This is a genomic window from Amycolatopsis sp. lyj-90, assembly GCF_046549035.1.
Taxonomy (GTDB): domain Bacteria; phylum Actinomycetota; class Actinomycetes; order Mycobacteriales; family Pseudonocardiaceae; genus Amycolatopsis.
The window spans coordinates 51,132-77,847 of record NZ_JAJPWP010000004.1; the positions used below are offsets into that span (position 1 = coordinate 51,132).

Consider the following 26,716-nt stretch of genomic DNA (forward strand, 5'->3'; position numbering starts at 1 on the left):
TGTGGACCGCCCTCGTCGCTCCTCTTCGGCACGCACTTCCAGCCTCGGGTCCTTTCACCGTGGTCGTCGCCGGCAGGCTCGCGCTGCTGCCGATCACCGCGGCCGTCGACCCCACCACCGGACAGGCGGCGGCCGACCTGCTTGATTGGAGATTCGTGCCTAGCTCGACGGCTCTCACTGCGACGTCGAGCACCGCATCCCGACACCCACAACACGAACGCTCTCGTGGTTGTCGATCCGCAGCCGATCAATGCCGCACCCCTGCGCTGGGCTCGAGCCGAAGCCGCTGCCGTCGCCGCTCGAGCCGGACGAGTGAGCGTCCTCGAAGGCGAGGACGCCACCCTCCTGACGGTTGTTAACGCGCTCTCAGAGCGGTCGGTCCTCCACTTCGCCTGCCACGGCCTGGCAACCCCACAGGAACCGCTGAACAGCTATCTGCTGCTCGCGAACAACGAGCAACTCACCATCGACCGGCTAATCCTCAACGCCCGGCTCCCCATGGTTCGGCTGGCCGTGCTCTCCGCATGCGACACGGCCGTCGTGGGCGAGGTGGTGCCGCACGAGGTCGTCTCGATGCCCAGCGCCCTCATCCAACTCGACGCGGCTGCCGTCATAGCAGCGCAATGGCCGGTAGCCGACACGACAGCCTCGGTGTTCTCAGCGCGCTTCTACGAGTTGTGGGATGTACAGACCGAACCGACAGATGCGTTCGCTGCCACACAACGCTGGCTCCGAACCGCTCAACGAGGCCAGATCTCCGCGCTGCTCCGACGTTGCGCGCCCGATCTCGACGATCTCGGCGAACTAATCGCCGAGATCCCACTGCGCCAGGTCCCGTTCAGTTCACCGGTCGACTGGGCAGCCTTCTCCTACTCAGGCACCTAGTACTTCAGGCCCCTGAGCTGCCTTTCTGTCTGAAGATTCGGGTCTGAACAGGTGTCGGGAGATGTGGCCGACGCGTCGATGTGCTGCACGCGAGCTCGTCGTGGATGGTCTGTGACTGTGACGCGATCATCGCTGTTGTCGACCCGCGGTTCAGTTCTGGCTGCACGTGGCAGGCGGTGAAGAATGTCCCGTCCAGCACGCCAATCATCCGCATTGACGTACTCCACCGCAGGACTACCCTGCGCGACTCGGACCGCTCGAATCTGATCGAGGGCGATGCGCGCCAGGAATGAAAAGCCAGCGACCGGCCGTGTAGGCCACGAACGCAGGATGGGCGCGTCGCCACGCACCAATCCTGCGTTGCCGCTGCACACGGCGAATGACTAGCTGTCTCGGCACTCACTGATACGAAAGGCCTGCGATGGCCACCGCTCCGACTCCCGCCGGCAAGCGCGATGACTTCAAGCAGCCCCGCCAGAACGTGACTGGCACGGACCGCTCCGATCTCTTCATCCTGCGCCTCACCGAACTCCGCAGGGGCTACCTGAAGACCGCTCGTTGAAACGCTGGCATAACATGTTGAATATTGTCGGCGGGCTGGCGGTCTCAAGCGCGCGTAGTGCGGCCGTACCGGGCGGCGAGGCCGGCCGGTATACGGGGCACCCGCGCCCAGTGCCCTGATCCTGGAACGAATGCCACGTAAGTCACGAAGCGGTACTTAGTGGGCCAGGTGGCGGCGAAACTCTCGCCGCGCTTCGTGGGTCGCCAGGAGAGCCCGGCGAAGGCGACCTGATGACCGGCCGCTGCGGACTTGACCTAGGCCGGTATGGGCGAAGCAACACGCCGGACAGCATCATGATCTCGGTGTAAGCAGACCGCCGCGGCGATGGGATAGGCCGAGGCGGCTGTGTTGATCCTGGGGCGGAGAGCGGGGTCAGTGTCCTGCGGTGTGTGGGCGTAGAGGCCTGCCAGCTACCCGGCGTGAGGTGCCTGAAGGGCGATTCTTGGACGTCGGGCTCTGTCTCCTTCTGACCGGCTTACCTTGGGCGCTGTTGCTTCCGGGCGGGAACATCGCATCGGCGGCAGCACGGGCTCGATCGTGGCTGGTTGGCATCAGGTGAACATACTTTCTGAGGGTGAAGGCCTCATCTGTGTGCCCGAGAAACGAGGCAAGTTCTTTGATGTTCACGCCTTGAGTCAGCATGTGGGATGCGTATAGATGCCGCAGGGCGTGTGTGCCGTCAACTTGGTCCTCGTAGGGCTCTCCGGCGGTCGCGAAGGCTGGTTTCCAGACCTTCGCGGCCCACCCATTGAACCACCAAGCGCTATTTGTTTCGGTTGTCAGTAGTAGCCGGACCGTCATGAATTCCTGCCCGTCCTGCTCGGCCCATGGCAAGGTGACGGTGACTGGTGTATATCGGTGCATATATGCGCCGATTCGCTGCAAGACTCCTTCGCTGATGGGGATTTGGCGTTCCTTGTGCCCCTTGGGCAGCTTGAACTGAAGCGGTCCTGTTCGGGAATTGATCTGGCGTGCGAAGCGGTATGTCATTCGCTCGCGGTCGATGAAGTCGGGAGAAAATGCATGTATTTCGCCCACTCGCAAGCCGAGGCCTCCGCCAAGGGTGACGCCTATTCTGCACCTGTCCGGCAATGCAGCCTCGATGGCTTGAAACTTGCGCTCAGACCACGGGGTGATTAGTCGCGTTATTCTAGTTGGACTGGAGACGCTCCGGCTTTTGCACGGGTTGGAGAGAATCTTTCCAGCGGCGACCGCTGCGTCGAGCATGGCGCTAAGATTATTCCAGCAGTCGACTTGATAGTTTGCCGAAATTTTGGAGATGTTGCTCATTCAGTGCCGCCACTCCCGAAGGGCTGTGTCATCGATGCCCTTCAGTGACTTCCGTCCCATTAGCGGAAAAAGTTGGCACCTGAAGAGGTTGCCGACTGTGTTCTGGCTGGAGCCGTCTTGTGAGCGTCCTTTTAGGTACGTGACCGCCCACTCTTCGACGAGGATCTCCCCGGCCTTCGGGTCCCGGTACACGCCGGCGAGCCCGTACCGCTTCGCCGCCCCTTTCCACGTCAGCTCCTGCAGGAAGCTCATCTCGTCGTGTCCAGACGGAACCGGAAAAGGCGGCAGGTCCGGCGCGACGAGATTCAGATCGAAAGCGCACTCGACGCCCAGGAGCGCGGCGCGATCGACCGCGCCGGGATAGCGAGCGAAGTAGTCGGCCTGCTCGGCACCGGAACGGATGAACGCGGTGTGCGCCGGAGGCAGCCAGCCCTCCATGTCATCCAGCGACCGGCGCGCCCGCACCGCCGCGACGGCGTCACCGAGCGGGCCACGCTCGGGACGGGCGAAGTGGACGTTGTTCGTTGCCACCGTCACCACCCCAGCCGCCTCCGCCATCGAGGCCAACATGTCGTTGTGGGTCGAGTCCAGGGGCTGACTGTGGTCGATCAGCTCCACCGCCACGTGATCCCGGCCGAACCGGTCCACTAAGGACACCAGCTCCGACATCGCGGCGATCTTGTCCTTCGCCGCCAAGGCGCGGCGAATTCGTCCTTTGCGGCAACCGGTCAGCACCAGTGCGTGCCCGGCGAGATCATCGACCAGCGCGGTCTCGTCGTAGACCGGGCGGCCCTTCTCGCCCCCGGCGAGCTGGGCGCGGGAGATCACCCGGCACAGGCGCCGGTAGCCCTCCAGGCCGCGGGCGAGTACCAGCAGATGCGCCCCGCCCGGGTCGGCGATCCCGTTTTGCGGAGCGGGCAAGTCGAGAGACAGTTCGGCGCCGAAGCCGACGCGGACGCCGAGTTCGCGGGCGGCCTGGTTGAACCGAACCGCGCCGTACATGCCGTCGTGATCGGTCAGGCAGATCGAGTCCAAGCCCTGCCGGGCGGCCTCCTCGACCAGCTCCTCGGGATGACTGGCACCGTCGAGGAAACTGAAGTTCGAATGCGTGTGCAACTCCGCATACGGCACCCGCGGCACCGCACCGCCATTGTCGTCCCCCTTTCGCACCAGCAGGTCCACCGGAGGACCGGCGTATCCCTCCCGCTTGCGCGAGCACGCCGGTGCGTCGCTCCCGTCATCCTCCGCGCGGGGACGGCCGGACGCGACCCGCTGTACCTCGCGCCAGGGAACGGCGGGATTGTTGAACATGCGCTAGCTCCACACTGTGACTGCCGACCGCACTTGTCGTCAGCCAATCCGATATCCGCCGTCCTCGGCGTTTCTGTCAGCTCCTGCTTTCGCCTGTGGACAGCTCCTTCTGTCGTTTCCGCACTCCAGGGGCCTGCCGCGGCCCTCGGGCAACGTACGACAGAAACCCCCAGTTTGTCGAACTTGTGTTCGATTGACTGCGCGCTGGTTCACCCGGACACCTTTCGGTACGTCGTTCGACGCCAGCGGCTCGGCGCAGATGATTCGCCACGTGCAGGCCAAGAAATCAGGGGCATCGCCACGCGCGGAGCTGCGATCCGAGCGTGGGCGCCTGGCTGCGTCTGACGGACAAGTTCACCGACTCGGATGACGAACGTCACCAGCTGCGCTACCACTCCGTGGTGCCGATGGAGCCTTCGCCGGCGAGCAATTCCCGTCCTAGAGGGCGTTCCGTGAGGAGTCGAGCTTTCCGGAGTCGGCGCGGTCCTCGGCGACGAGGGTCGGTAGCTGGGCGGCGAACGACGTGATGATCACTCACGATTCTCGCCTGCAGCGCGCCGTTGCCCTGTCACACGTGCAAATCGCGATCCGGTTGTAAAGGTTTCGGTCCGATTCCGCCACGTACTGGGTAGAAGGGCCGTCTTTCGGATGGTGGTCCTGGTGAGGCGGGAGGCGAGGGTGTCAGACCCCGTGCTGATTGTGATGGTGGCCGTGTGCGCGCGAGGCGTGGTTCGGCTGGCCGAGGCGCTGACAGTGTGGATCGCGCTGCGGGCGAGAATAGAGCTGGCGCGGATCGCGGCCGCTGCTCCGCCGGGCACGGAACTCGTCGAACAGGACCGCCAGGGGGGCGGCTGGCGGTTCCGGTCACCGCAGCAACCGGGAGAGGGTTCGTGACGGACGAGCAGGAGCCCGATCCTGGCGACAACGGTGACCTGGACCTTGTCGATTGCCTGTATCGCGCTTACGCGAAGCCGCTGCGGCGGTACGTGCGTCATGTGGCGGCAAACCGGGGATTGTCAGAGTCCCTCGTCGATACCGAAGGTGTAGTGCACGAGGCATTCGTCGCAATGCTCTGCACCCGCACCACCATCGAGGATCCGCCAGCGTGGTTGTTCACCGTGGCCCGCCGCCTGATCAGCAAGATCGCGGCCCAGCCTACGAGCAGGGCCGTGGGTGAGCCCCAGGACCTACTGCACACCAACGCGACCCAGTGGACGTCGCTGACCGCCCAGGCCAGCACCGAGGACGTCGCCGAAGCACGGGAGGTACTGGCACGCATCGCCGAACTGCCCGACCGCCAGAAGATCGCGGTCTATCTACGCAACGTGCAAGGCTGGAGCACCGCCGAGCTCAGTGACTACCTGAAATGCGCCCCGGCGACCGCCAACGTGCACAGCCACCGCGGCAGGCAACGCATCCGGCTGGCAATGGCCGTTGCGGTTTTCCTCCTTTCGGCGAACCTGGTTGCGTGGATGCCGCCCTGGTGGGTACCGCCGCCGCCTCCCCTGGATCCCAGTTTTGTCGACCTGGTGCCTCTGATCATCCTTGCCCTCCTAGTGGTCATTGCGGTCCTGGTGTGCATCGTCTGCTGTGTGAAAGCGTTCCGGTACCGCTGGGCCGTGCACCAGTACCACCGGGCAGAGCTCCGCCGCGGTCCTGGCGAGCAGGCGGGCGCGGAAGATGGCTGACTTCCTTTGCCCGCGCGGACGGCATCGGGGTCCGCGATCGGGCGATTTTCGACGTCACGCGACCGGCCAGGGGAGGCCGTGGTCGGTGATGATTTGTCCGGCGAGGTCGTGGAAGGCGTCGCGGGCGTGGTCGCCGGTGACGCGGCGGTCGAGCAGGCGCTCGGCGAGTTCGTCGACGGGCCAGGTGACCATCACGCCGTGTGGTCCGTACCGGGAACCGCATGTCGTCCGGAGTCCGGCTTCTCGATGGTAGTTGCGGTGGCCGGGCGGCACGCCCGCGTAACGCGCAGCATGCTCGCGGTGACCTACTCTGGTAGTTCGTGGTGGGGAGGCGACTGTGTTCAGTGAGCTCAGCGTGGCCGAGCTGGCGTTCTTCGGGCTGATCGTGCTTGCCACCGTTCCGTCGGACTGGAGGCGCTCGCGGTGAGCTCCTCCCGCGGTCCTGACCGAACGACGAGCAACCGGTCAACGGTGCTGGTCGCAGTCCTTGCTCTGGTCGGCCTCGTCACCGTCCTACTCTCTTTTGATCTCACAGAGACATTGAGTCCGGGGCCTCCTGTGACCACGGCTTGCTACCTGACGCCGCAGCCGGTCACGGTAGACGTGAACCATCCGACGACGGCCAAAGTGGTGATCAGGCTCAACCAGACGGGCTGCGCCAAAGCGACCACCGACCCTGCAGGTCGGTTGATCCGCATCACCCCGAAGGTTCGAGTCGAGCTGTCCAGTAAGGGCTTCAACGGCACGGTCGATGCCATCACCGCCGCTGAACTTCCCCTGGACGCGGACCGGTCCGAGGCGGTGTGGAAGTGGTCGGTCAAGGCAGACGTACCCGGTGACTACCGGTTGAGCCTGGTCGCAACCGCCATGGACGACTCCGCGATCTTCGCTCAAGACTCGAACAGCGAGCTTCAGATCCGCGTGAACGCCACCTGGCCGTACCGGTTCTCCAAGACTGGCCAGTGGTTGAAAGAAGCCATCACCAACGCTCAGACCATCGTCGTGGGCGCCATCGCGATCGGGTCCGCGGGCGGCACGGCCTTCTGGTTCAGGCGCAGGAAGCGACCGCCGACCAACCGTGGGCGACCCCGTCGGCTTCGAAGCCCGAGACTCCGGCGACGCAGGTCAGGCAGTAAGACTCGATGATTTCGCACCATCGTCACTAGTGTCGGAACGGGCTCTAACTGTGCGGGTAGCGTGATCCGGGTACGCCAAGCGCCGATCAGTCATCCGCGGAGTAGCGGCGTCGAACCGCTCCACCAAGTACGCTCCCGCCCGCTACCAGGCGCAGGGAGTGCAGATCGACGTCCAGGAAACGCGAGCCCGCGCACGCTTCCGACCTCCGAGTGCTGGAATAAGGCCGGGTTACCTACGAGGGCTTCGCGTCCGCCTGGCCCGACCGCCCCGTCGAGGACGATGAAGGCACAGACTTCATAAGCTGCGTCCGCAAATACGTCCTCTCGACGACGCTCGTCGAGGTCACGTGGGGCAACTCGGTACTGCTGCCCGGCGATCCCAAGGCGGAATCCGGCGGCACCGCCGTCCGGTGGCTGCTGTCCGAAGACTTGGTCGACGAGCTGCGGTTGCTGCTGTGCCCGGTCGTGGTCGGCACCGGGAGTCGCCTGTTCCCCACGGAAGACTCGAACTTCCCGCTCACACTCAAGACCTGCACGGCCTTCGGCAACGGCGTCGTGCAACTCCTACTCACAAGTCTGAGCAGTCCGGACGTCCGCTCGTGCCGTGATGAGGACCTTCGGACAGGCGGCTGGACCAGCCAACGCCGCCCGATCGCCGCAGCCGCCCGGCTCAAAAGGCCGAAGAAATGCCAGGAGTTTGAGACTGATCATGGTGACGTCGCTGTGAGACAACCCGGAACACCCAGGTCACACAAGATCGACATGTCACGAGCGGTGAAAACCTACCCGTGTCATATAGGGTCTCGCGGCTGATGTCGTAATCTCACGAGCGATGTCACCGCGATGTCATATACGACATCGCGGTGCGATTCTTTCCGGCGTAAGTGAGTTCACGCGGTGTCGGCGAGGACCTCGGCGATCACGTGGCGGGAGTTGGCTGCCAGTGCCGGGTTCGTGTGCCCGTAGTACGGCAGCTGGATCAGCGAGATCGACAGTGCCCAGCCTCGGCCGCGGCGCCAGGTGTCGTCATCGGCGTCCAGTGCCTCGCGGAATGTCAACCGGGCAGAGGCCGGCAGCAGGTTCCACGCGACGATGAGGTCCACAGTGGGGTCGCCGACACCGGCAATGCTCCAGTCGATCACAGCTGTCAGACGGCCGTCGCGAACCAGCAGATTACCGGGCGAGAGGTCCGCATGCGCCCAGGCGGGCGGACCGGACCAGGCCGGGATACGCAGCGCGCCCTGCCACACCGCGGTCACCGCGGCGGTGTCGACGAGCCCGTCCAACGCCGCGATGGCCGCCCGGGTCGGCTTGTCCCGCATGGCCAGCGGCACGCCACGGCCCGAGGACGGCGCGCCGTCCGGGGGCACCCGCCGCAGCGCGGTGATAAACGACGCAAGGTCCGCCGCCAGTTGCTCGGGTGCCGCGAGGTCATCCACGGCCGGGTTGGTGCCCGGCAGCCATCGACACACCGTCCACGGGTACGGGTAGCCCAGCGCCGGCCCGCCGCACGCGACCGGCATCGGCACGACGACCGGCAGGTGCGGCGCCAGCAGCGGCACCCACTGCTGTTCTTCGGCGACGTCTTTCGCCGCACCTGGAATGCGGGGCAACCGCACGGCGAGATCAGTGCCTAAGCGGTACATCGCGTTGTCCGTGCCCGACGACGCCACCGCCTCGATCGGTAGGTCCGCCCACGTCGGGACTTGCCCAGCCACCAGCCGGCGCACAAGCTCCTCGTCGATATCCACCTCGTCCGCGTGCATCCTCACACCAACGATCATCAACGGCCGTCAACCGAGATATCACACAGAAAGGAAGTGCCCCGTCGCGACGGATCCGGAGATCTGAAGCCAGGCGGTGCCTGGTGCGGCACGGATGCGCGATCGCAGTCAAAAAAATGTCACGGGTTTGAGACTGATTTTGACGACATCCCCCGTGAGACAACAGGCAAAACCGCAGGTCGCGGGAGATCAACATGTCACACGCGGTGAGACCCTGCATGTCAGTTCTAGGTTCTCTGCAGCTTTGGCGGATTCTCAAATGATCTTGGTGGCTAGTTGCCGGGTTCGCCAGATCGGCAGACACCTCGGCGCTGAGTCCAGGTGGTCCGGGTGATCTCGTATTCGACTTCACCTTGCTCGGCGCCCGGTACTGGGTCGCCGTCGTGTCCGGCGGAGATGAACGCTCGAACGAACGCGAGCCCAGCGGCGGTCATGGTGGCCCGCGACGCGGTGTTGACTGCCAGGGTTTGCGCGAAGATCCGGTTGAGCCCAAGGTCGGTAAAGCCGTAGCGGATGAGCTCACGGGCACCCTCGGTGGCATATCCGTGGCGCCACCGGCGGCGCAAAAGCCGGTAGCCGAGATCCGCCTCGCCGGCGACTTTGGGCTGATCCGGCCCATGGGGCGGTTGCAGCAACCACCAGCCGACGAACCCGTCTTCGGCAAAGCCGACCCAGAACCCGAGGCCGGGCACCTCGCGCGAAGCTGCATGCCGACGGCGGCGATGCGAGCGCTCGACCTCGGTGCGCGAGGCGGCCCGGCCGGTGAGGTAGCGCATCACCTCGGGATCGGAGTCCAGTTCGATCTCCAACTCGAGGTGCTCGTCGGCCAGCGGCACGAGTGTGAGCCGCTGGGTGCGCAACATGGGTTGAGCCATGTGCTGATTTTCGCAGCGAGGGCAACCCAATTAGCCTGCGGCAGCGTTTGCTCCGAGGGTGTATGCGGCCATCAGACAACCCGGGAACATTCGATCATGGCCAGTCGCACCGTCTGCTCGGGCGCCCGGTCGAGCACGTCGACGTGCGGCATGGTGAGTTCGTCAGGTACCTGCGAAGCACCTGGCTTCCGTCCGGCATCGCCGGCGTACTGGCTGATCTGGACCAGCTCATCCGGGCAGGAGCCGAGGACCGGGTGAGCGACACCGTCGAACGGCTGACCGGACGCCCACCCCGCGACCTCGTCGACATCCTGGTTGCCGCGCCGGACGCGCGCGAATGCTGACTTGGATGGCTCCGGTTCGAGGGCAGTCGACTATCCGGCCTCGGGCCGGGAAGTGTTGCCCCGCATCGCTCGGTTCCGACGACACCGCAACGGGCCGGCGGAAATTGGGCGCGGGGCCCGACAGCGCCGGCTGTGCTGATCGCGGCGATCGGGATCACGGTGGCCTGGCGCCGCGCGACCGCTGCGGCTGGCACGCTGGCCGATCTCACCGAAGCGGTCGTCGACCTGCACGGCCGGACACTGGCGGAGTTCCTCGGCCTTGAATGCCCGCAACCGTTCGACCGCGAAACCGGCAGCCGGATCACGACGCTGCTGCGCAAAGGCGCCTGACCGTCGCCGCGCTGGGTGGTCAGTTCTGATTGACTGGCCAGGCTGCGGCGGGGTGGCAGTGTGACGGGCAAGCCAGCACGTAGGTCTCGTTGCCGAGAAAGAGGCCGTACTGGCCGAAGCGGAAGGTGTCGAGTTGTTCGGGCCGGTCGTGATGTTTGTCGAACCCGGTGTCTGTGGGGAGCTGGCACACGTAGACGAGATTGTGGCCGCAGGGGCAGGTGTAGGACTCGCGGCCCTGGATCCAGCTCGGCACCCCTCCGATCTTGAATTCGCGGAGACCGGTGCCGTGGTCGGTAAACGCCGAGTCCAGGTCTTGGCCGTCCGAGAGCACGTCCTCGGGCCACCAGATCTTGACTTCCTCGCTGGCCGGACGGAAGTCCAGCTGTCGTGGTCGCAGGTACTCGTCCGGGGCCGGGGCTGGGCTTGTGTCGTCGCGGTGCCGCATGATTCGCCAGAACGCGCCAGGTGCCGTGTAGAGCGGCGGTGGCGTGTCCCAGAACCCTGGCGGCAGCTTGTCTGGCGCACCTTTGGCGACGACCGCGTCGTTGTGCGTGGGACATTGAAAGACCAAGAGATGATCTCCGCCGAACACGGCGATGTCTGCGGGGATGTCGAATTGGAAGAACAGGATCATCCTCGTGCCGCAGAAACAGAGCGGCCAAGGCTCTCCTGCGGGGAGAACCGGCCATCCGCCGACGGTGTTGCGTGCGCCCGGCGTGGCTGGGGCACCGGTCGTCTCGGCCACGTACATCGGGACGGTGGAATCGCGAGTCAGCGGAGCTTGTACCGGAGAAGTGCTCACCCTCGACACCTTAGGTCGATCTTGCCGGCTGGATGGCGTGGGGCTCAGACGGTGGAAGGTCGCCGAACCACACGGGACCTTCGGAGTCGCGAGCATCGGATCTGGTGTGAGGAACCAGTGTGGCGTCACTCCCACGTTCCGTACTCACCCTTGGCGACTGGGGAGCGCTCACGGGTGGTGTGACAGCCCCTTCTCTGGCCTGGTCGGCGAGCGCGAGTGATCTCGGCACTCGCCGACCGATCAGGGCGTGTTGTGGTGTGTTCAGCAGCGCCCGAGGCCGACGGCTTCGCTGAGGGCGCTCACGCCAACGGCCTGGCGCGACGCGGTCCAGCACCACCACGGGAATGACGCGGTGACTGTGTGTCTTGTAGGCCCGGTACACCGGCGCCAGCTCGACCATCAGCCGCCACAGCCGCTGGCGTTCCTCACCTTCCGCGGTGCGGGCGCGTGGTGAAGCGCTACGCGCCGGCCACCCCGAGCGCGCGAAGGACCTGCTCGACGCGGCGAGACGGCTGAGGGAAGCCACCGGTGCGCCGCTGCCGCCCGGCGAATGCGGAGACGTCGACCGCATCCAGGCGGCTCTGAACCTGCTCGAGGACCCTGCGGGAGGCACCCTCGGACGTAGCTAGACCGGACAGACTCCCGAGCGGATGTAGTAGGCGTGGTCGATCTGAGCGGGGGTGCCCAGCGGGGTGCGCCTGCGGTTCACCAGTTGACAGTAGTCGTTCTCGACGCCTCCACCCGCGCGGTCCACGCGGATCAGAATCGTGGTGGGGGCGTTGCAGTGTTCGTAGTAGGCACCCACGTGGTTTTCCCAGAAGCCGCAGACCTGTGCCGGGGTTGCCTGGGCTGTGGCAGGGGCCATGAGCGCACCGGCCGCAGCCGTGACGGCAGCGGCAAGTGTCAGTCGCCGACGATTTGTTCGAACGGGCCTCGCGGAGGGGCGGGCTGTGTCGTGTCCTGGTGTGGCGAACGGGTTCATGAACCAACGCATCTGTCTTTTCCTTTCTCAGATTCGTAAATGCCGGACGAGCCGGCTGAGCTTCGTCTCCTGCGGAGCGAGGCACGCCTCCGGTTGTAGTGCGGACGGGTTGTCCGGCGCCGGGAACTGGACGCCGGACATCAACGTCCGGACAATCGGTCACCGATCTGGGGAGGGGGTAGCGGACTATGCCGCGCGCGGAGCGACCGCTGGAACAGGACGGAACAATCCTTACTGAGTTCGCCGCTGACCTGCGGAAAGTGCGGGAGAACGCCGGCGGTCCGTCGTATCGGGAGCTGGCTCGGCGTGCGCATTACTCGTCAACCACGCTGTCGGACGCAGCCGGTGGGCGTCGGCTGCCGAGTCTCGAGGTCACGCTGGCGTATGTACGGGCGTGTGGTGGTGACGTCGAGCGGTGGGAGCGGCGGTGGCGGTCGGTCGCCGCAGAGCTGACGGAGCCGGCGACCGGGCGATCGGCAGCGGATGACGAGTCAGCGCCGTACGTGGGCCTGCGTCCCTACGGTGGCGGCGATGCTGACCGTTTCTTCGGGCGGGAGCGGCTCACCGACGACGTGCTCAGTCGGGTCGCGGGCCGGCGGTTTGTCGCGGTGTTCGGTCCGTCGGGATCCGGGAAGTCCTCCCTGCTTCGTGCGGGCCTGGTGCCACGGCTGGCGTCCCCAGTCGTCGTGTTTACCCCTGGTGGTCATCCGCTGGAGGAGTGCGCGATCCAGCTCGCGGCCGTGACGGGCAGCGGGCCGGGTGCTGTGCGTGAGGAACTGGGGAGTGAGCCTCGCGGCCTGCACAGGCTGGTCCGTCAAGCGCTCGTGTCCGAGCCGCCAGAGACGGAGATCGTGATCGTGGTGGACCAGTTCGAAGAGCTGTTCACGGTATGCCAGGACGAACGTGAACGGTCTGCGTTCATCACCATGCTGCTCACCACCGCGTCAGCTGCGGACAGCCGTTGCCGAGTCGTGATCGGCGTGCGTGCCGACTTCTACCAGCAGTGCGCCCTGCACGCTGAACTCGCCGAGGCGCTTCAGGACGCCCAGATCACCGTGGGTCCGATGAGCGCCGACGAGCTGAGGCTGGTCATCACCGAGCCGGCACGTCAGGCTCACTGTGCCGTGGAGAGCGCTCTGCTGACCACTCTGGTCGCGCAGACACACGGCCGGACCGCAGTGTTGCCGTTGCTGTCTCACGCGCTGCTGGAGACGTGGCGACGTCGTAAAGGCAACACACTCACCCTGGCCGGGTTCCAGGCATCCGGACAATTCGACGGCGCCCTCGCCAAGACCGCCGAGGCCGCCTTCGCCACACTCGACGAATCCCAGCAGGACCTTGCCCAGGACCTGTTTCGGCGGCTGACCGCGCTCGGCTCGGGAACCGAGCACACCAGACGCAGAATCCATACCGGCGAACTCGACGAGGAGCCCACCCTGGCGCAGGTCGTGGACAGGTTCACCCAGGTCCGTCTGCTCACCCGTGGCGAGGACACTGTCGAGCTCGCTCACGAAGCGTTGATCAAAGCCTGGCCGCGCCTGGCCTCGTGGCTGGCCGATGATCGCGAGGGGCAGCGTGTTCACCGCGAACTCACCGACGCCACCGCGGCGTGGCGCCGGCACGACCACGATCCCAGTGTGCTGCTGCGCGGAACCCGCCTCGCCGTCGTGCGGGACTGGGTCGACCACGGCGGCCGGCCCAGCACGAAAGAACAAGAACTCCTCAACGCAAGCATCGCGGCCGATGCTCGTGAGCGCGACGGCAAAAGGCGAGTGGTTCGTCGGCAGCGGAGACTTCTCGCGCTGCTCACCGTGTTGTTGGTGCTCGCGGTTTCCGTCACCGTGTACGCGGTACGCGCCCAGGAGCAAGTCGCGCGCGAACGCAACACCGCGATAGCGCTCAAAGCTCTCGACGACATCAATAGCCTGGCCAGAAGCGCACCCGGAGACGCTGCGCTCCTCAGCCTCGCCGCCTACCGGCTGGCCCCGTCGACGCCGACCCGAGACAGCCTCATTGCCACTGCGGCCGACCAAGCAGTCCTGGGCAACGACGATGGCAACCCGCTGACTGCGCAGGCGGCTGCCGACGGGCAAACCGTTCTGACTTCCTCCACTGATGACAACATGACGCAGCTCTACCGGGTCTCGAACCATCAGTGGGCAAAGCGCGGGACTCTTCGAGGCGGATGGAGTGCAAGCGCCGGGGGCCAGGTAGCGGCGACTAGCGACAACGAGCCGACGAAAGCGCCTAAAGTAAGGATTTGGAACGTCGAACAGCCTCAGATGCCGGAGGAATTCGCTGCTATCCCGGTCCCAGCCCGGGTTGGCGCACTGAGTGCCGACGGGCGGTTCCTCGTCACGCTGGACGTCCCCGCGGTTCCCGATGGCGTGGGGCGAACAGCGTCGGCCAAGCTCTGGAACCTGGACGAGCCGCGCAAGCCCCGCTTGCTGGGACCGCTCTCCTGTGACGAGCGACCGGACCTGGGGCAAAGCTTTATCTTCGGCACCAGATTCGTGGGGAAGGAGGCGATACTGCTCCACTGCCTCATTGATCCGGGCAGGGCCACGCCCCCAGCGAGATCAGTGCGCTTGTGGACTATCAGTGAACTGGACAAGCCCACGCGAGCGGGACAGCTGGGAGTCGCCAGGCCCGACCCGTGGGGCAGCAATGTGATCGTCGACAAGAGAGTCGGCCTGACCAGAGAAGCGCGCGGCCTGACCAGGTGGAATATAGAGGATCTTGGTCAACCGCAGGAAGTCGTGACGACGATCGAACTTAAGGAGGCCCTGTATGCGGGCGCGATCTCATCCACTGCGAATCTTGTCGCATTAGCGGACGACGACGGTAGCGTAGCCGTCAGAGACTTGCGAGAACTCGGATCTGTGTTGAACACGCTCGCGCTGCCAGGTCGGGTCGGCTCCGTGCACTCACTCGCATTCGGACCTGATGGCAAAACCCTGATCGGCACCAGCATTAGCGCCGTCACGGTCGCATGGCGTTGGGACCTCGACCCGGAAGCCGCAGCTACGGCAGTCTGCGCGCGTCCCCATGCGCCCATCGCCGCGACTCAGTGGGATACCTACTTTCCAGGTGTCAGCTACAAACACCCCTGTCCATGAACGCGCTCCGACCGTCCGCGGTACACCGCTGCCATGCGGGCGACGACCTGGTGGCTGGTGAGGTCGGTGGTGTCGATCTCGATGGCGTCGCGGGCGGGGAGCAGGGGCGCGACCGCCCGGTTCATCTCCTGGTAGTCACGGCGGAGGATGTCCTGCAGGACCGCGGCGTAGGACAGCCCGGGTTCCTGCCGGACGCGGCATTCCGCGCGGACGGCGGGGGTGGCGGTGAGGTAGAACTACCGGTCCTTTCTGGACAACCATCTGCTGCCCCAGTGGTCGTCCTGGCCGCTCGCCGGGATCTTCAACAGCTACGTCGAGATCGAGAAGTGGCTCTCGGAGTTGCACGAGGACTACGCCGACTCGTCGGTGGCGTCGATCTTTTCTTTGTTCTCCACGATCCTCGGCGCTGCGGTCAAGGCGAGGAAGATCCCAGCGAACCCGTGCGCCGGGATCCGGGTGACCTCGGGCGAGTTCGAGGTCGAGAACCTTGTCGCGACACCGGTGCAGGCGCTGCGTGCGTCGATGCGTCTGTACGAGAGCGGGCTCGGGCTCGCCGGGTTCGTGCTCGGGTTGCTCGACTTCTACACAGGTTCGAGGTGGGGCGAGTTGGTCGGTCAGCAGCGGCACGAGTACGACAGCGAAGCTCGGGCGATCCAGATCCGTGAGCCGCTGAAGGAGATCGGTGGACGCCTGTTCAAAGGCGGTCGCCGGGTAGATACTTCGCGGCTTGCCGACTTGGGTCCGCGGCCGACTCGTCCGGTGACGCCGAGACGACAGGGCGGCCGGGTGAAGAAGGGCCGGACGAAGACACCGGCAGGCACGCGAAGCGTGGAGCTGCCGCCGAGCATCGCGGTCTTCTACGAAGAGTTGATCGACAGTCACAGTTTCCTGTTCGTGCTGTGCAGCGCGGAGGGGGCGCCGTTGCGTCGGTCGAACGCCCGGTGTGGGATGGCAGTGAGGCCGAGCACACGCGGTCTGCGGAAGTGGTGCAACCGATTCTGCCGACCTTCACCTTCCACGAAGGACGGCACAGCCACAGCACTTGGCTGGCCGAGGACGGCATCCCAGAAGTCGCCCGGCGGGCACGCCTAGGCCAGAAGATGAAGGGCATCGCGAGGGTCTACGACCACGTGACGCCGCTGATGCGCCGTCAGATCCTGCAAGCGCTCGAGACCCGGTGGATCGGCTCGCTGGTCGCACTCACGCCGAGCGAGCGGACGAAGCTGGGGGAGTGGTTCCCACACCTGCACGCCACTTTCCGTGACGGGCAGCTGGAGACGGCCCCGAGGGCCATCGCCATTTCATCGCCATTGAACGACTGAAGCCCTGCCTCTCCGAAGAGAGACAGGGCTTCAGTCCTGTGAAAACAGGTGGTGCGCGATACTGGGATTGAACCAGTGACCTCTTCCGTGTCAGGGAAGCGCTCTCCCGCTGAGCTAATCGCGCGAGGTGGAGACGGGATTCGAACCCGTGTACACGGCTTTGCAGGCCGTTGCCTCGCCTCTCGGCCACTCCACCGTGTCAGGCCCGAGAAGGCCTTCCGAGCGGATGACGGGATTCGAACCCGCGACCCTCACCTTGGCAAGGTGATGCGCTACCAGCTGCGCTACATCCGCACATCCTCGGTCCGGTTCGAGAGTTTCTACCTCGCGGTTTTGCCTCTCACCCCGTCGCCGTGGTGTGTGTGAACACTATCCGACCCCGAAAACGGCCCTGCAACCGGGGTGCCACTTGCTGTTCGCAAGCCCGTCATCAGGACAGATCGTTGGGGATGAGGTGCGTGAGGGCGTCGTCGACGTCGACCCACAGGTGCTCGTTGCCCGGCAGCACGACGTCGTAGGTCCTGTCGAGGAAGTCGGCCAGCTCCTGGGCGGACGCCTCGAACATGGCGTGCCCGGACGGCGAGTTCAGTTCGATCAGGACGGACTCGGGGTCTTCGACGGAGGGGCGGATGCGTACGTCGCCGTCGCCCGCGTCGGCCAGGAGACCGTCCGCGAGGAGGTCGCGCGCGTAGACCCACTCGACCCAGCCGGCGCGGCCGGTGCGGAAGGCGGCGACGACCGCATAGGGGTCGCGTGTGTCGTATCGCAGTTCCACCTTGACCGGAACCGCGGGTGTCCGCGGCGCCAGGAGGTCGAACACCGCCGTCGAGCGGAGCGTCACGTGATCGTTGCGCATCGTCCTACCCTTCGTCTCCTTCCCGGCCCGGTCGAACCGAGTGGCGATGATGTGACGCATCGGCCGGGCGATCGGAACGCGGTTTTGCCGCAGATCACCCGGACGGGGTCATCGGACCCCGGGTCCCTACTTCGTCACCCCATCATCACCCGCGCGACGCGCAGCCCTACATGCGCCCTGCAGGCAGTCCACATGTACATACTGCGCGGTTTAGTCGTCACGCGATAGCACCGTCGCACGAATGTCGAAACGCGTCGCGGGCGCCCCCTGGCCCCGACAACCCCGGCTAGCTCGTGGTTGTTCGCTCCGTATTTGCTGGTGAGCGGAGTGTGGTCGGCGCGAACCACCCGTTTGCAGGCCCCCTAAAGTCGTGCGGTAGAGTCGGCCGAACACCGCGAGCGGGCGATTAGCTCAGCGGGAGAGCGCTTCGTTCACACCGAAGAGGTCGCTGGTTCGATCCCAGTATCGCCCACCGGATGAAGGCCCTGGACCACTCGGTCCGGGGCCTTGATTCATTCTCGGACACTGTCGGCGGCGAGCCGTCCGGCGGCATTCGATCCCCAGGTCGGACGCGGGTTAAGTGGGGGCGGCACTTCTACCGTCGCGGGCGTGCCCGCCGATGGGGCCGAATCGGCCTGGTGCGAGGGCGACGGCGGAGAGAACCGGTTCGAAGATCTTCGGCAACGGCGGTTCCGGCCGGTGTGGACATTCGCCGGAAACCACGTGTCGCGCGACGAAAACGTCGTATGAGCCATCCGTCGAGACGACATTGTGATCCTCGGCACTTCGCACCCCGTGAGAAGGTCCAGACCACCTTCGAAGTGATGCGGGGCACGGACGACCGGCTCACCCGTCCGGCTCCGGGAGAGGGGGTGCCGTGATGCTGACGTGATGTGACGAAACGCCACTCCGGTGACCGATTGACAAGGTAGGTCCGCGCGCTGTGAGCGCGCCTCCCCCGCCGTGGTGCTCCGGAGGTGTGAAATCCACTGTGGACCGGCCGGAGATCGACTTCGGCAGACCGTCCACTGTGGAGTTTTCGGGGCTGTTCGGCCGTTTGGGCGCGAGGTGCTCCAAGTGGCCGGGAAAGCCGGGAATTCGTGACTACTTTGCGTAGTTGTTCGACGGATACGGTCTATTACGCATCGTCATCATCTTGTTATCAACACGGCATTCATTTGCCTGAAGCTCGGACAGGGTGTGGCTGGAAATCCTTGTAACGATGGTCGGAGAGTGGCCGATACCTTGGCGTGTGTCGCCCCATCGGCCGCTGAGGAACCTTGAGAATCGATCACTCTTCGAAATCGCTCTCATTTACTCAGCGTGTTGGTCCGGCGTTCGGGAATCCCCACTCCGGGAGGTCTGATGGAAGAGTCGGTGCGGCCGTCGTCCACCGTTAACGGGACGCCGCAGCACATCGACCTTCAGTCGATCCCGCTTCCCCCGCAAAGGGACGCGGGCAGCGGCGCGGCAGTCGACACCACGTCGGCACGGCCGCCTTACGCGGCTTGGGAATCGCGCTACCGTGCCTGGGTCATCGGTAGTGACGTTTTCACCGCTTTCGCGCTCATCGTGATGAGCGCCTTCTTGATCGATCGATCCGATCCGCACGACATGCACGCGCTCGGCACCGCCGCCGCCTTCTTGTTCGGGTTGTCGGTCTGCCGGGCCTGGAGTCCGCGAGTCCTCGGCGAGGGCGCGGAGGAGTACCGGACGCTGGGCCGTGGCCTCGTGGCCACCGCGGTCCTCGTCGCCCTGGGCGGTCTGCTCTTCGGGGCGCTCGCCGTGCAGCCGTGGGTCTTCATCGTCGTCCCGATGATCTCGGTCTTCATGTTCCTGCAGCGGTACGCGCTGAGACAGGTGCTGCACCGGCGCAGGCGGCTCGGTGAGTGCCTGCTGCCCGTGCTCGCGGCGGGAAGCCCCGACACGGTCGCCGATCTCATCGCCCGCACCAAGGCCGACCCCCATGTCGGTTGGCGGGTGGAAGCCGTCTGCACGTACAGCGGCGCCGGCGCGGAGCGGGGGAGCGGCGAGGTGGAAGGCGTCCCGGTCGTCGGGAAGCTCGACGAGCTCGCGGGCCACGTCCGCCGTGGCGGCTACCGGGTGGTCGCCGTGACCGCGGATCAGCACTGGAACCCGAAACGCCTGCAGCGGCTCGCCTGGGACCTCGAAGGGACCTCTGCCGAGATGGTGGTCGCCCCGATGCTGATGGAGGTGGCCGGACCCCGGCTGAACGTCTCCGGGGTGCTCGGCATGCCACTGCTGCGGGTCACCGCGCCGATGTTCACCGGCGGCCGCCGTCTGGTGAAGGAAGTGCTCGACCGGTTCGGCTCCACGCTCCTCCTCACCCTCGTTTCCCCGCTGCTGCTGGCGATCGCGATCGCGATCAAGCTCGACGACCGCGGCCCGGTGATCTACCGCCAGCGCCGGGTGGGCCGCGACGGGCACACCTTCACCATGCTGAAGTTCCGCACGATGGTCACCAACGCCGACAAGCTCAAGCAGGACCTGCAGTCGGACAACGAAGGCGCCGGACCGCTGTTCAAAATGCGCAAGGATCCGCGGGTCACACGGGTCGGTGCCATGCTTCGCCGGTACTCGCTCGACGAGCTGCCGCAGCTGTTCAACGTCGCGAGCGGGCGTATGTCGCTCGTCGGTCCCCGCCCGCCGTTGCCGGAGGAGACCGCGAAGTACGCCCCCGACGCGCGCCGCCGTCTGCTGGTCAAGCCGGGGTTGACCGGGCTCTGGCAGGTCAGCGGCCGCAGCGACCTCAGCTGGGCCGAGAGCATCCGTCTCGACCTGCGCTATGTCGAGGACTGGTCGCTCGCCCTGGACCTGGTCATCCTCTGGAAGACTTTCCGGGCCGTGGTGCAAGGGCGAGGGGCCTACTGACCTTTCGCCGTGTCGGCCGCCGTTCCCTCCGGGACGGCGGCCGATTCTTGTGATCGACCGCACACGCAGAGGTAGTTGAACCAGAAATAGTCAAGCGCTCAACTATGTTGTGACGAGTACAGGAAGCGTACGGAAGGAAGATCCACCCATGACCACCAGCGTTGAGTCGGCCGAGACCCTGAACCTCCCGCAGGACGTGCAGGACCTGCTGTTCCGCGAGGCCCGCACCGCGAACAACTTCAGCGACGAGCCGGTGACCGACGAGCAGATCCGCGCGATCTACGAACTGGTCAAGTGGGCCCCGACGTCGATGAACAACCAGCCGCTGCGCGCGCTGGTGATCCGGACCGAAGAGGGCAAGAAGCGCCTCTCCCCGTTGATGTCCGAGGGCAACCGCGCGAAGACCGAGGCCGCTCCGGTGACCGTCGTGCTGGCCGCCGACACCGACTTCCACGAGAACCTGCCGCGGACCTTCCCGCACTTCCCGGGCGCCAAGGACCTGTTCGCCGACGAGGCGGGCCGCACCGAGACCGCCAAGCTCAACGCGCTGCTGCAGGTCGGCTACTTCATCATCGGTGTCCGCGCCGCCGGGCTGGCCGCCGGCCCGATGACCGGCTTCGACCGCGAAGGCATCGACAAGGAGTTCTTCGCGGACAAGCCGTGGAAGTCCCTCGTCGTGATCAACGTCGGCAAGCCGGGCGAGAACCCCTGGTTCGACCGCCTGCCGCGGCTGGACTTCGACGAGGTCGTCGAGACCGTCTGACCTCGTCGCTCGATACGCGAAGGCCTTCTTCCGATGGGAAGGAGGCCTTCGTGGTGTTAGGGGTAATGCGCGTGAGCCGCGCCGCACCTGACGACTAACATCACGGGAACCATCCGCTTTCACCGCGAGGAGTCCATCGTGTCCCAGCCGTCGTCAGTAGCAGCCGCAACCGCCTCGCGCGTGGTGGTACCGGCGGGCACTACGGCGGGCACCGCGGTCCGCGAAGCCGGGCTGCCGACCAAGGGGCCGGACACGATCGTCGTCGTGCGCGACGCCGAGGGCAACCTCCGCGATCTGGCCTGGGCTCCGGAGTCCGAGGTCGAGGTCGAAGCCGTCGCGGCGAACACCGACGACGGCCGCAGCGTCATCCGCCACTCGGCCGCCCACGTGCTCGCCCAGGCCGTGCAGCAGCAGTTCCCGCAGGCCAAGCTCGGCATCGGCCCGCCGGTCAGGGACGGCTTCTACTACGACTTCGCCGTCGACACCCCGTTCACCCCGGAAGACCTGCAGGCGCTGGAAAAGCGCATGAAGCAGATCGTGAAGGGCTCGCAGCAGTTCTCCCGCCGCGTTTTCGACTCGGTCGACGAGGCCAAGAAGGAACTGGCCGACGAGCCGTTCAAGCTCGAACTGGTCGACCTCAAGTCCGAAGACTCCACAGTGGACACCTCCGAGGTGATGGAGGTCGGCGGCGGCGAGCTGACCATCTACGACAACCTCGACCCGCGCACCAAGGAGCGCGTGTGGAGCGACCTCTGCCGCGGCCCGCACGTGCCGACCACCAAGTTCATCCCGGCGTTCAAGCTCACCCGCGTCGCCGCCGCGTACTGGCGCGGTGACGACAAGAACCCGCAGCTGCAGCGGATCTACGGCACCGCGTGGGAATCCGCCGAGGCGCAGGACGTCTACCTGGAGCGCCTCGCCGAGGCCGAGCGGCGCGACCACCGCAAGCTCGGTGTCGAGCTGGACCTCTTCTCCTTCCCCGACGAGATCGGCTCGGGGCTGCCGGTGTTCCACCCCAAAGGCGGGATCATCCGGCAGGAGATGGAGAACTACTCGCGTCAGCGGCACGTCGAGGCCGGGTACGACTTCGTCTACTCGCCGCACATCACCAAGGGCGCGCTCTTCGAGACCTCCGGTCACCTCGACTGGTACCGCGACGGCATGTACCCGGCGATGCACCTCGACGCCGAGCACAACGAGGACGGCACGGTCCGCAAGCCCGGCCAGGACTACTACCTCAAGCCGATGAACTGCCCGTTCCACGACCTGATCTTCCGTTCGCGCGGGCGTTCCTACCGGGAACTGCCGCTGCGGATGTTCGAGTTCGGCTCGGTGTACCGCTACGAGAAGTCCGGCGTGATCCACGGGCTCACCCGCGTCCGGGGCATGACGCAGGACGACGCGCACATCTTCTGCACCCTGGAGCAGGTCCCCGGCGAGCTGAAGTCCCTTTTGGACTTCGTGCTGAACCTGTTGCGCGACTACGGTCTCGACGACTTCTACCTCGAACTGTCCACTCGGAACGAAGAGAAGTACATCGGGTCGGAAGAAGTCTGGGCCGAGGCCACCGAGGTGCTGCGCACCGCCGCCGTGGATTCCGGTCTCGAACTGGTGCCGGACCCGGGTGGCGCGGCCTTCTACGGGCCGAAGATCTCCGTGCAGGCCAAGGACGCGCTGGGCCGCACCTGGCAGATGTCGACCATCCAGCTGGACTTCATGCTGCCCGAGAAGTTCGAGCTCGAGTACACCGCCGGTGACGGCAGCCGTCAGCGCCCGGTGATGATCCACCGCGCGCTGTTCGGCTCGATCGAGCGGTTCTTCGGCGTGCTGACCGAGCACTACGCGGGCGCGTTCCCGGCGTGGCTGTCGCCGGTCCAGGTGGTCGGCATCCCGATCACCGAGGACCAGGTGGAGCACCTGCGCGGGGTCGAGAAGGCACTGCGGTCCAAGGGGATCCGGGTCAACGTCGACGCGGGCGACGACCGGATGCAGAAGAAGATCCGCACCCACACCACGCAGAAGGTGCCCTTCATGCTCCTGGCGGGCGCCAAGGACGTCGAGGCGGGCGCGGTGTCGTTCCGGTTCCGCGACGGCGGCCAGATCAACGGCGTCCCGGTGGCCGACGCGGTCGAGGCGATCGCCGGCTGGGTCCAGCGCCGCGAGAACTCGTCGCCGACCGCGGCGGGCTTGGAGGCGATCCTCCGGTGACGGGCCCCGATGGCCCCGAAGTCGTCGGACAGGACGGTGTCGGGGTTCCGGACGCGCTGCAGCGTCTGTGGACCCCGCATCGGCTCGCCTACGTCCAGGGATCGAAGCGACCCGACGAGGGCTGCCCGTTCTGTCATCTTCCGGAGAAGAGCGACGAGGACGCGCTGATCCTCGCGCGCGGGAAGACGGTGTACGCGGTGCTGAACCTGTACCCGTACAACCCCGGCCACCTGATGGCCGTGCCGTACCGCCATGTCGCGGACTACACGGATCTGACGCCGGAGGAGACCGTCGAGGTGGCGGAGTTCACCCAACGCGCGATGCGCGTGATCAGGGAAGTGTCTTCGGCGCACGGGTTCAACATCGGGATGAACCAGGGCGTGATCGCCGGCGCCGGGATCGCCGCTCATCTGCACCAGCACGTGGTGCCGCGGTGGGGTGGCGACGCGAACTTCATGCCGGTGATCGGGCACACGAAGGTGCTGCCGCAGCTGCTGGGGGAGACGCGGCAACTGCTGGCGGACGCCTGGTAGGACACAAAGCACGTGAAGGCCCCCTTCCCTCGGCTCAGCCATGGGAAGGGGGCCTGTCGCAAGTGGTCCTCTAGTTGCGGTCCTTGCACACGCAACTACCGCAACCAGAGGACCACTTGCGGGCAGGCACTCACGACCAACCCGGCCGAAGCGGGGCTCAGGCGTTGAGCGCGGCCTGCAGCTCGATGTCGATCTTGACCTTCTCGGACAGGAAGGCGTTGCCCTCCGGGCCGATGCCGAAGTCGCGGCGGTTCACGGTGGCGGTGGCCGAGACGCCGAGGGTGGTGGCGTTGTCGTTGGCCGGGTTGGTGCCGATGCCGTTGAACTCGGCCTCGAGCGAGACCGGGACGCTCTTGCCGCGCCAGGTGAGCTCGCCGTCGATGACGTAGTCGCCACCGTCCTCGCGGATGCCGGTCGAGCGGAAGGTGATGACCGGGTGCTCGTCGACGTGGAAGAAGTCCTCGGACTTGAGGTGCGTGTCACGCCCGTCGACACCGCTGGCGACCGACGAGGCGTCGATCTCGACGGTGACCGTGGAGTCGAGGATGTTGTCCGCGGTGACGACCTCGCCGGTGAAGGCGGTGAAGTTGCCGCGGGACTTCGCCAGGCCGAGGTGCTTCACGGTGTAGGCGATGTCCGAGTGGGCGGTGTCGACGGTCCACTTGCCTGCGACGTAGCCCGGGATTTCGGTGGTGGTCATGAAGTCGATCTCCAAAAGTCTCTGGTCTGGCTGTGGTGAACCCTCGTCTGGTTGAGCGCTCAACCACGACTGTAGCGCAGTTTGGTTGAGCGTTCAACCAGGGGTAGAATGGGTGACATGTCCGAACCCCGATGGCTCTCCGACGAGGAGCAAAAAGTCTGGCGTGACTTCTCCGAGGCCACGCGGATGCTGCAAGCGCATCTGGAGGGCCAGCTCCAGCACGAGGCGGGCATGCCCCACACCTACTACGAGGTGCTCGTGGCCCTGTCCGAGGCGCCGGGCCGCAGGCTGCGGATGAGTGAGCTCGCCGACGCGCGCAAGGCGTCGCGCAGCAGGCTCTCGCACGCGGTCGCGCGGCTCGAGGCCAACGGCTGGGTGCACCGTGAGTCCTGCCCCACCGACAAGCGCGGTTCCTGGGCGGTGCTGACCGCCGAGGGTTTCGCCGCGCTGGAGAAGGCCGCGCCCGGGCACGTCGAGGCCGTCCGGGAGAGCCTTTTCGACCCGCTGACCCCCGAACAGGTGAAGGCGCTCGGGGAGATCAGTGCCGCCGTCCTGGGGCGGCTGTCGCCGAAATGTGCCGCCGCGGAGGCGGAACTGGCGCTGCGGGAAGACAATCTCGCCGACTTCGGAGAGACGCCCGAACTGGCCAAAGCGGACTGAGCGAAAGCCGGTCCAGGGCGGGCACGACGACGGGTGTCGGTGCGGGTGGATAGGCTTCGGACGCCCAACCGACCCTGCTGCTTAGGTGCACCTGAAGAACCGATGCTCAACATTTTCGCGCGCGCCTCCGTTTCCCGCGTCACCGACCCCATGGGGAAGGTGCTCGTGCGCGCCGGCCTGACCCCGAACGCGATGACCGTCATCGGCACGGCCGGGGCGGTGCTCTGCGCGCTCGTGTTCTTCCCGAACGACATGCTGCTGTGGGGCACCTTCACCGTCTGGGGCTTCGCGATGCTGGACCTGCTCGACGGCGCGATGGCCCGCGCCCGCGGGTACGGCACGGCGTTCGGGGCCGTCCTCGACGCGACCTGCGACAGACTGGTCGACGGCGCGCTGTTCGCCGCGATCGCGTGGTGGTGCTTCGTCCACGACGACAACCGCCCGGCCGCGGCCGCGGCGCTGATCTGCCTGGTGCTCGCGCAGGTCATCTCGTACGTCAAGGCCCGCGCCGAGGCTTCCGGGCTGGAGGCCGACGGCGGCCTCGTCGAGCGTGCGGAACGGCTGATCATCGCCCTGGTGGGAACCGGACTGCACGGTCTGGGCGTTCCGTACACCGTGGACATCACCCTCTGGCTGCTCGCGGTGCTTTCCGTGATCACCCTTCTGCAGCGGACGGCCGCGGTGGCCAAGGCCGCGAGGGCCGCCAAGGCGGCCGGGCCACCCGCCACGGAAGGCGGCTCATGACCGGGTTCTCGCAGCGGCTGGGCGACTTCGGCTACGCGGCGGGCTGGCGGCTCGCGCGCTGGCTGCCGGAGCAGGTCGGCTCGGTGACCTTCGGCCTCGGCGCCGACCTGGCCGTCCGGCGGGACGGCGGAGGGGTGCGCCAGCTGCGGAGCAACCTCGCCAGGGTCGTGCCCCAGGCCGACGGCGTCGAACTCGACGAACTGACCCGCCGCGCGATGCGGTCCTACGCTCGCTACTGGCACGAGATGTTCCGGCTGCCCTCGATGGACCACAAGGAGGTCAGCCGCAAGGTCGCCCAGTCGATCACCGGGGTCGAGAACCTCGACGCCGCTCTCGCCGAGGGCAATGGCGCGGTGATGGCGCTGCCGCACAGCGGGAACTGGGACGCGGCGGGCGTCTGGCTCGCGGACTACCTCGGCGGCTTCACCACGGTCGCGGAGCGGCTGAAACCCGAATCGCTGTACCAGCGGTTCGTGTCCTATCGCGAATCCCTCGGTTTCGAGATCGTGCCGCTGACCGGCGACAGTTCCGCGATGCGCGTGCTGCTCAAGCGGCTGCGGGAGAACAAGGCGATCTGCCTGGTGGGCGACAGGGACCTGACGAACTCCGGGGTGCCGGTCAAGTTCTTCGGCGAGCAGACCAAGATGCCGGGCGGACCGGCCCGGCTGGCCGCCACCACCGGCGCCGCGCTGATCCCGGCGGGCTGCTGGTTCACCGAGGACGGCTGGCAGATCCGGCTGCATCCGAGGATCCGGGTCACGAACCGGTCCGAGGTCCCGGCCGCCACCCAGGCGCTGGCGGACATCTTCGCCGGTGACATCGCCGCGCATCCGGCCGATTGGCACATGATGCAGAAGTTCTGGCTCTCCGACTTCGAAGCCGGGGAACAAGCCGCCCTCGGCGAAGCGAGTTGAGCCGATGGCTCAGGCG

The 26,716-nt window shown here is 66.3% G+C and carries 28 protein-coding genes, 4 tRNA genes and 1 pseudogene; 19 read left to right on the plus strand and 14 right to left on the minus strand.

Annotated elements, in window-relative coordinates:
- Window positions 1-141: 141 nt before the first annotated feature.
- Window positions 142-885, plus strand: coding sequence for a CHAT domain-containing protein (locus ACLJPX_RS16175; RefSeq protein ID WP_410600810.1), 744 nt, complete (start codon window positions 142-144; stop codon window positions 883-885).
- Window positions 886-1,819: 934 nt separating this feature from the next.
- Here ACLJPX_RS16175 and ACLJPX_RS16180 read toward each other — a convergent pair.
- Window positions 1,820-2,737, minus strand: a complete 918-nt coding sequence (locus ACLJPX_RS16180) for a tyrosine-type recombinase/integrase (protein WP_410600811.1) — start codon at window positions 2,735-2,737, stop codon at window positions 1,820-1,822.
- Window positions 2,738-2,878: 141 nt separating this feature from the next.
- Window positions 2,879-4,048: pseudogene (locus tag ACLJPX_RS16185) on the minus strand (PHP domain-containing protein); the annotation flags it as partial.
- 690 nt (window positions 4,049-4,738) lie between these two features.
- On the opposite strand from ACLJPX_RS16185, the gene ACLJPX_RS16190 reads away from it, so the two are divergent.
- Both ACLJPX_RS16190 and ACLJPX_RS16195 read left to right on the plus strand, forming a co-directional pair.
- Window positions 4,739-4,942 carry a hypothetical protein gene (locus ACLJPX_RS16190; protein ID WP_410600812.1) on the plus strand — a complete coding sequence of 68 codons (204 nt, stop codon included), beginning with the start codon at window positions 4,739-4,741 and terminating at the stop codon, window positions 4,940-4,942.
- Window positions 4,939-5,736 carry an RNA polymerase sigma factor gene (locus ACLJPX_RS16195; protein ID WP_410600813.1) on the plus strand — a complete coding sequence of 266 codons (798 nt, stop codon included), beginning with the start codon at window positions 4,939-4,941 and terminating at the stop codon, window positions 5,734-5,736. The genes ACLJPX_RS16190 and ACLJPX_RS16195 overlap by 4 nt, the downstream gene beginning before the upstream one ends.
- A gap of 54 nt (window positions 5,737-5,790) precedes the next feature.
- On the opposite strand, the gene ACLJPX_RS16200 is transcribed toward ACLJPX_RS16195, so the two are convergent.
- Window positions 5,791-5,928, minus strand: a complete 138-nt coding sequence (locus tag ACLJPX_RS16200) for a hypothetical protein (RefSeq protein ID WP_410600814.1) — start codon at window positions 5,926-5,928, stop codon at window positions 5,791-5,793.
- Window positions 5,929-6,207: 279 nt separating this feature from the next.
- Here ACLJPX_RS16200 and ACLJPX_RS16205 point away from each other — a divergent pair, with 279 nt between their 5' ends.
- Window positions 6,208-6,882, plus strand: a complete 675-nt coding sequence (locus ACLJPX_RS16205; RefSeq protein WP_410600815.1) for a hypothetical protein — start codon at window positions 6,208-6,210, stop codon at window positions 6,880-6,882.
- A gap of 356 nt (window positions 6,883-7,238) precedes the next feature.
- The gene (locus ACLJPX_RS16210) at window positions 7,239-7,685 is read left to right on the plus strand and encodes a dihydrofolate reductase family protein (RefSeq protein ID WP_410601320.1); all 447 of its coding nucleotides are present in this window, start codon (window positions 7,239-7,241) and stop codon (window positions 7,683-7,685) included.
- 77 nt (window positions 7,686-7,762) lie between these two features.
- On the opposite strand, the gene ACLJPX_RS16215 is transcribed toward ACLJPX_RS16210, so the two are convergent.
- Window positions 7,763-8,638, minus strand: a complete 876-nt coding sequence (locus ACLJPX_RS16215) for an aminoglycoside phosphotransferase family protein (RefSeq protein WP_410600816.1) — start codon at window positions 8,636-8,638, stop codon at window positions 7,763-7,765.
- Between the two features lie 290 nt (window positions 8,639-8,928).
- Window positions 8,929-9,531: a GNAT family N-acetyltransferase gene (locus tag ACLJPX_RS16220; protein ID WP_410600817.1), complete on the minus strand. Its 603-nt coding sequence runs from the start codon at window positions 9,529-9,531 to the stop codon at window positions 8,929-8,931.
- 62 nt (window positions 9,532-9,593) lie between these two features.
- On the opposite strand from ACLJPX_RS16220, the gene ACLJPX_RS16225 reads away from it, so the two are divergent.
- Both ACLJPX_RS16225 and ACLJPX_RS16230 read left to right on the plus strand, forming a co-directional pair.
- Complete coding sequence (locus ACLJPX_RS16225; RefSeq protein WP_410600818.1) at window positions 9,594-9,875, plus strand: hypothetical protein; 282 nt, start codon at window positions 9,594-9,596, stop codon at window positions 9,873-9,875.
- Between the two features lie 132 nt (window positions 9,876-10,007).
- The gene (locus tag ACLJPX_RS16230) at window positions 10,008-10,205 is read left to right on the plus strand and encodes a hypothetical protein (RefSeq protein WP_410600819.1); all 198 of its coding nucleotides are present in this window, start codon (window positions 10,008-10,010) and stop codon (window positions 10,203-10,205) included.
- 19 nt (window positions 10,206-10,224) lie between these two features.
- On the opposite strand, the gene ACLJPX_RS16235 is transcribed toward ACLJPX_RS16230, so the two are convergent.
- Window positions 10,225-11,007 carry a hypothetical protein gene (locus ACLJPX_RS16235; protein WP_410600820.1) on the minus strand — a complete coding sequence of 261 codons (783 nt, stop codon included), beginning with the start codon at window positions 11,005-11,007 and terminating at the stop codon, window positions 10,225-10,227.
- Between the two features lie 10 nt (window positions 11,008-11,017).
- Window positions 11,018-11,407, minus strand: a complete 390-nt coding sequence (locus ACLJPX_RS16240) for a hypothetical protein (RefSeq protein WP_410600821.1) — start codon at window positions 11,405-11,407, stop codon at window positions 11,018-11,020.
- Window positions 11,408-11,444: 37 nt separating this feature from the next.
- Between ACLJPX_RS16240 and ACLJPX_RS16245 the strand changes: the two genes are divergently transcribed.
- On the plus strand, window positions 11,445-11,636 hold the full coding sequence (locus tag ACLJPX_RS16245; protein ID WP_410600822.1) for a hypothetical protein: 192 nt from the start codon (window positions 11,445-11,447) through the stop codon (window positions 11,634-11,636).
- Here the strand turns inward: ACLJPX_RS16245 and ACLJPX_RS16250 are convergent.
- On the minus strand, window positions 11,633-11,872 hold the full coding sequence (locus ACLJPX_RS16250) for a DUF6355 family natural product biosynthesis protein (protein WP_410600823.1): 240 nt from the start codon (window positions 11,870-11,872) through the stop codon (window positions 11,633-11,635). The genes ACLJPX_RS16245 and ACLJPX_RS16250 overlap by 4 nt on opposite strands.
- A 305-nt stretch (window positions 11,873-12,177) precedes the next feature.
- On the opposite strand from ACLJPX_RS16250, the gene ACLJPX_RS16255 reads away from it, so the two are divergent.
- Window positions 12,178-15,108, plus strand: coding sequence for a helix-turn-helix domain-containing protein (locus ACLJPX_RS16255; RefSeq protein WP_410600824.1), 2,931 nt, complete (start codon window positions 12,178-12,180; stop codon window positions 15,106-15,108).
- Here ACLJPX_RS16255 and ACLJPX_RS16260 read toward each other — a convergent pair.
- Window positions 15,087-15,284, minus strand: coding sequence for a (d)CMP kinase (locus ACLJPX_RS16260; protein ID WP_410601321.1), 198 nt, complete (start codon window positions 15,282-15,284; stop codon window positions 15,087-15,089). The two genes, ACLJPX_RS16255 and ACLJPX_RS16260, sit on opposite strands and share 22 nt — an antisense overlap.
- Before the next feature lie 163 nt (window positions 15,285-15,447).
- On the opposite strand from ACLJPX_RS16260, the gene ACLJPX_RS16265 reads away from it, so the two are divergent.
- Together ACLJPX_RS16265 and ACLJPX_RS16270 are read left to right on the plus strand one after the other, a co-directional pair.
- On the plus strand, window positions 15,448-16,200 hold the full coding sequence (locus ACLJPX_RS16265) for a hypothetical protein (protein WP_410600825.1): 753 nt from the start codon (window positions 15,448-15,450) through the stop codon (window positions 16,198-16,200).
- Between the two features lie 8 nt (window positions 16,201-16,208).
- Complete coding sequence (locus ACLJPX_RS16270; RefSeq protein WP_410600826.1) at window positions 16,209-16,430, plus strand: hypothetical protein; 222 nt, start codon at window positions 16,209-16,211, stop codon at window positions 16,428-16,430.
- 49 nt (window positions 16,431-16,479) lie between these two features.
- Here the strand turns inward: ACLJPX_RS16270 and ACLJPX_RS16275 are convergent.
- From ACLJPX_RS16275 to ACLJPX_RS16290, 4 genes are all read right to left on the minus strand, one after another.
- Window positions 16,480-16,554: transfer RNA gene (locus ACLJPX_RS16275), tRNA-Val, on the minus strand.
- Between the two features lies 1 nt (window position 16,555).
- A tRNA-Cys gene (locus ACLJPX_RS16280) sits at window positions 16,556-16,626 on the minus strand.
- A gap of 25 nt (window positions 16,627-16,651) precedes the next feature.
- Window positions 16,652-16,724 (minus strand) — tRNA-Gly (locus tag ACLJPX_RS16285).
- 136 nt (window positions 16,725-16,860) lie between these two features.
- A complete protein-coding gene (locus tag ACLJPX_RS16290) occupies window positions 16,861-17,286 on the minus strand; it encodes an SsgA family sporulation/cell division regulator (RefSeq protein WP_020672550.1) in 426 nt (141 codons plus the stop codon).
- A gap of 400 nt (window positions 17,287-17,686) precedes the next feature.
- On the opposite strand from ACLJPX_RS16290, the gene ACLJPX_RS16295 reads away from it, so the two are divergent.
- The 5 genes from ACLJPX_RS16295 (at window position 17,687) to ACLJPX_RS16315 (ending at window position 23,682) form a co-directional block, all read left to right on the plus strand.
- Window positions 17,687-17,758 (plus strand) — tRNA-Val (locus ACLJPX_RS16295).
- 893 nt (window positions 17,759-18,651) lie between these two features.
- Window positions 18,652-20,178, plus strand: coding sequence for a sugar transferase (locus ACLJPX_RS16300; protein ID WP_410600827.1), 1,527 nt, complete (start codon window positions 18,652-18,654; stop codon window positions 20,176-20,178).
- 148 nt (window positions 20,179-20,326) lie between these two features.
- Window positions 20,327-20,941: a malonic semialdehyde reductase gene (locus ACLJPX_RS16305; RefSeq protein ID WP_410600828.1), complete on the plus strand. Its 615-nt coding sequence runs from the start codon at window positions 20,327-20,329 to the stop codon at window positions 20,939-20,941.
- A gap of 180 nt (window positions 20,942-21,121) precedes the next feature.
- A complete protein-coding gene (gene thrS / locus ACLJPX_RS16310; RefSeq protein WP_410600829.1) occupies window positions 21,122-23,149 on the plus strand; it encodes a threonine--tRNA ligase in 2,028 nt (675 codons plus the stop codon).
- A complete protein-coding gene (locus tag ACLJPX_RS16315; RefSeq protein WP_101607333.1) occupies window positions 23,146-23,682 on the plus strand; it encodes an HIT family protein in 537 nt (178 codons plus the stop codon). Before thrS ends, ACLJPX_RS16315 begins: the two co-directional genes overlap by 4 nt.
- A gap of 157 nt (window positions 23,683-23,839) precedes the next feature.
- Here ACLJPX_RS16315 and ACLJPX_RS16320 read toward each other — a convergent pair whose 3' ends face one another.
- Window positions 23,840-24,382, minus strand: coding sequence for a YceI family protein (locus tag ACLJPX_RS16320; RefSeq protein WP_410600830.1), 543 nt, complete (start codon window positions 24,380-24,382; stop codon window positions 23,840-23,842).
- 117 nt (window positions 24,383-24,499) lie between these two features.
- Between ACLJPX_RS16320 and ACLJPX_RS16325 the strand changes: the two genes are divergently transcribed.
- The 3 genes from ACLJPX_RS16325 (at window position 24,500) to ACLJPX_RS16335 (ending at window position 26,700) form a co-directional block, all read left to right on the plus strand.
- A complete protein-coding gene (locus ACLJPX_RS16325) occupies window positions 24,500-25,042 on the plus strand; it encodes a MarR family winged helix-turn-helix transcriptional regulator (protein WP_101607334.1) in 543 nt (180 codons plus the stop codon).
- Window positions 25,043-25,144: 102 nt separating this feature from the next.
- Entirely contained in the window at window positions 25,145-25,786 is a 642-nt protein-coding gene (gene pgsA / locus ACLJPX_RS16330) for a phosphatidylinositol phosphate synthase (protein ID WP_101607335.1), read from the plus strand.
- Window positions 25,783-26,700 (plus strand): phosphatidylinositol mannoside acyltransferase, encoded by a 918-nt coding sequence (locus ACLJPX_RS16335; RefSeq protein ID WP_410600831.1) that lies wholly within the window; start codon window positions 25,783-25,785, stop codon window positions 26,698-26,700. Before pgsA ends, ACLJPX_RS16335 begins: the two co-directional genes overlap by 4 nt.
- Window positions 26,701-26,716: the final 16 nt, after the last annotated feature.

What these genes read in the sequence shown, in the direction of transcription:
- ACLJPX_RS16180 (WP_410600811.1), bottom strand. Translation starts at nt 2,737, where the DNA reads ATGAGCAACATCTCCAAAATTTCGGCAAACTATCAAGTCGACTGCTGG.
- ACLJPX_RS16200 (WP_410600814.1), bottom strand. Translation starts at nt 5,928, where the DNA reads ATGGTCACCTGGCCCGTCGACGAACTCGCCGAGCGCCTGCTCGACCGC.
- ACLJPX_RS16215 (WP_410600816.1), bottom strand. Translation starts at nt 8,638, where the DNA reads ATGCACGCGGACGAGGTGGATATCGACGAGGAGCTTGTGCGCCGGCTG.
- ACLJPX_RS16220 (WP_410600817.1), bottom strand. Translation starts at nt 9,531, where the DNA reads ATGGCTCAACCCATGTTGCGCACCCAGCGGCTCACACTCGTGCCGCTG.
- ACLJPX_RS16225 (WP_410600818.1), top strand. Translation starts at nt 9,594, where the DNA reads ATGCGGCCATCAGACAACCCGGGAACATTCGATCATGGCCAGTCGCAC.
- ACLJPX_RS16240 (WP_410600821.1), bottom strand. Translation starts at nt 11,407, where the DNA reads ATGGTCGAGCTGGCGCCGGTGTACCGGGCCTACAAGACACACAGTCAC.
- ACLJPX_RS16250 (WP_410600823.1), bottom strand. Translation starts at nt 11,872, where the DNA reads ATGGCCCCTGCCACAGCCCAGGCAACCCCGGCACAGGTCTGCGGCTTC.
- ACLJPX_RS16255 (WP_410600824.1), top strand. Translation starts at nt 12,178, where the DNA reads ATGCCGCGCGCGGAGCGACCGCTGGAACAGGACGGAACAATCCTTACT.
- ACLJPX_RS16270 (WP_410600826.1), top strand. Translation starts at nt 16,209, where the DNA reads ATGAAGGGCATCGCGAGGGTCTACGACCACGTGACGCCGCTGATGCGC.
- ACLJPX_RS16290 (WP_020672550.1), bottom strand. Translation starts at nt 17,286, where the DNA reads ATGCGCAACGATCACGTGACGCTCCGCTCGACGGCGGTGTTCGACCTC.
- ACLJPX_RS16300 (WP_410600827.1), top strand. Translation starts at nt 18,652, where the DNA reads ATGGAAGAGTCGGTGCGGCCGTCGTCCACCGTTAACGGGACGCCGCAG.
- ACLJPX_RS16305 (WP_410600828.1), top strand. Translation starts at nt 20,327, where the DNA reads ATGACCACCAGCGTTGAGTCGGCCGAGACCCTGAACCTCCCGCAGGAC.
- ACLJPX_RS16320 (WP_410600830.1), bottom strand. Translation starts at nt 24,382, where the DNA reads ATGACCACCACCGAAATCCCGGGCTACGTCGCAGGCAAGTGGACCGTC.
- ACLJPX_RS16325 (WP_101607334.1), top strand. Translation starts at nt 24,500, where the DNA reads ATGTCCGAACCCCGATGGCTCTCCGACGAGGAGCAAAAAGTCTGGCGT.
- pgsA (WP_101607335.1), top strand. Translation starts at nt 25,145, where the DNA reads ATGCTCAACATTTTCGCGCGCGCCTCCGTTTCCCGCGTCACCGACCCC.
- ACLJPX_RS16335 (WP_410600831.1), top strand. Translation starts at nt 25,783, where the DNA reads ATGACCGGGTTCTCGCAGCGGCTGGGCGACTTCGGCTACGCGGCGGGC.